This window comes from Nocardioides antri, assembly GCF_008373765.1.
GTDB lineage: Bacteria > Actinomycetota > Actinomycetes > Propionibacteriales > Nocardioidaceae > Nocardioides > Nocardioides antri.
On the sequence record NZ_VUJW01000032.1, the window covers coordinates 1 to 1,951 of the forward strand.

At 65.4% G+C, this 1,951-nt stretch carries 4 protein-coding genes; 2 read left to right on the plus strand and 2 right to left on the minus strand.

Annotation, left to right across the window (positions count from 1 at the left end):
* Positions 1–80 precede the first annotated feature (80 nt).
* Positions 81–578: an immunity 26/phosphotriesterase HocA family protein gene (locus F0U47_RS20305; protein ID WP_223162846.1), complete on the minus strand. Its 498-nt coding sequence runs from the start codon at positions 576–578 to the stop codon at positions 81–83.
* 87 nt (positions 579–665) lie between these two features.
* Here F0U47_RS20305 and F0U47_RS20310 point away from each other — a divergent pair, with 87 nt between their 5' ends.
* Positions 666–911 (plus strand): hypothetical protein, encoded by a 246-nt coding sequence (locus F0U47_RS20310; RefSeq protein ID WP_149752317.1) that lies wholly within the window; start codon positions 666–668, stop codon positions 909–911.
* Positions 912–1,342: 431 nt separating this feature from the next.
* Positions 1,343–1,483, plus strand: coding sequence for a hypothetical protein (locus F0U47_RS21445; protein WP_188111452.1), 141 nt, complete (start codon positions 1,343–1,345; stop codon positions 1,481–1,483).
* Between the two features lie 198 nt (positions 1,484–1,681).
* Here F0U47_RS21445 and F0U47_RS21450 read toward each other — a convergent pair whose 3' ends face one another.
* A complete protein-coding gene (locus F0U47_RS21450; RefSeq protein WP_188111453.1) occupies positions 1,682–1,858 on the minus strand; it encodes a hypothetical protein in 177 nt (58 codons plus the stop codon).
* Positions 1,859–1,951: the final 93 nt, after the last annotated feature.

Consider the following 1,951-nt stretch of genomic DNA (forward strand, 5'->3'; position numbering starts at 1 on the left):
CGCGGTGCGGCCCTAGAACCGCACGCTACTGCCGCGCCGCGTGCGCGATCCTGCCGAGTAGCGGGCGGCTGGAGCAAGCGTCAGTTTGGCGTCCGTGGGATGAGAAGCGCATCGCTGACGGCGGCGTCGATGGTCCGGAAACTGTGCAGGCCGTAGTCGCCGACCGGCTCGATTGGCCCGGCAAGCGGTTGTCCGTAGTCGTCGAAGTAGCGGCCCCGAGCGGCGCTTAGGAAGCAGTGGCGAGGGAGTAGGTCGTGCTCGTCGAGGGGCACGTTGCCGACGGTCTGAAAGTAGCCGCGTGACCACGGCAGCCTGTTCGTCATCATTGGCGGCACCAGCAGGTGATCTCGGCGCAACTCGTCACGGTCAGGGACGGCCATCTCACGCGATTGCGTTCTGTAGATGTAGATCAGCACGGCCCCGTCTGCGCCCTGAGCAAGAGTCCACGTTGCATCGGTTCGGATCACTCGTCCGAAACGATAGGTCAGGTCGGGAAGTTGAAACGCGAAGACGTCGCCTGCCTGTGGAGCCTTGCGGGAGGGGGTTAGGACCCGGAGGTTCATCGTAGAGTCGGCCACTCGGGAGATTCTGCCGGAGCGACCTCTACTGCCGCAGCTCGTGCGGGGTGATGCCGATGAGCGGGCGCTTGTCGTAGCGTTCGAGTTGTGGCCTACACCTTCGACCTCGTCCCGACTGACGGCGATTTGTGTCTAACTGATGAGGCCCTCAACAAGGTGCGCTACCACTTGTTGGAGTCACAGCCCGCCACGCGGGTCAGGGTGATGGGCGACCCGCTGCGTATCCGAGTGCGAGCCCAAGGCCGCTGGGCTGAGGTCGCACCCGGCGTGCTTGCCCGCGTGGAGGAACTGGCTGGAGTGAGCCTCGAACAGGTGCCCGTCAGACGTTGGTGAACCGCCGCTCATGCCGAGTAGCGGGCGGTGGCCCTGCTTTCTGCTCAGGGGGTGCCTCGCGGCTTGCGCCACGCGTGCACCGCAAGCCAGAGATTCGCTCCCAGGCCGAGTGAAACCACCAGCCACAACGGAATGCCACGAACGCTTGCTGTCAGGTCGTCCCTGAAGTACGAGGCCGTCACAGCGAAGAACGTCAGCATGACGAGGGCGACGGCGAAGCCGGCGGGGTTCGCTGGACGCAAGGCTTCCTCCCCTCGGTGTCGGTTGGCGGGGTCCTGGACATTACCCGTCCGAGAGTGGCGGATTACTGTTCGCCGCTCGGCGAGCGCCAGGAGCCGCCCGCTATTGCCGCCCTGCGTGCTCGCGGCAGCTGCACGCTACTGCCGCGTCGAGCGCGCGCTCGTGCCGATGAGCGTGCGTAGCCTCATTGTATGGATGAGACAGAGCCCGTGTTCATGGACATCCGCCTGTGGGACCAGTCCGCCCTGGTGCTCCTCGATTGCCTCCTCGAAACCGACGAGTCGAGCCTCACCTACTCGCACCCCGCGCAGAAGAGGCGCTGCGCGACCTAGGAACAGCCATCGAGTGGGCTCGCGGCCTGGGTTACACGGACGCTGAGGTGTCCGCTGCGCAAGAGCGGGTGGCTCGAGACATGACTGACGAGGACCGCAGCACCTGACCGTTGGTATGCGCCCTCATCTCCCCGCTGAGTGCGCGGTCATGCCGAGGTGCGTACGTGGTCGTGCCCGTTGGCGGGTGCTCCCCCCGGGCTACAGCTCCCGGTCCAAGACCTTCATGACAGTATCCACGATTCGTCGCGCCTGTTCCTGAGAGTCCAGTCGATGGGTCTCGGCGAGGGTGTCGCCAATGGCCTCGACCAGCGGCTCATCCTGGTCACGCCACTCCGCCAGGCGGCGAATCAGCTCGGTCTTCACTGCCGGGTCCACGCAATGAAGCCTTCCATACCGAGCGCCCGCTCATGCCGAGTTGAGCGCGCATCGGTCTGTTCCGTCCTAGAGTGCGCTCATGCGCTTGGCAGC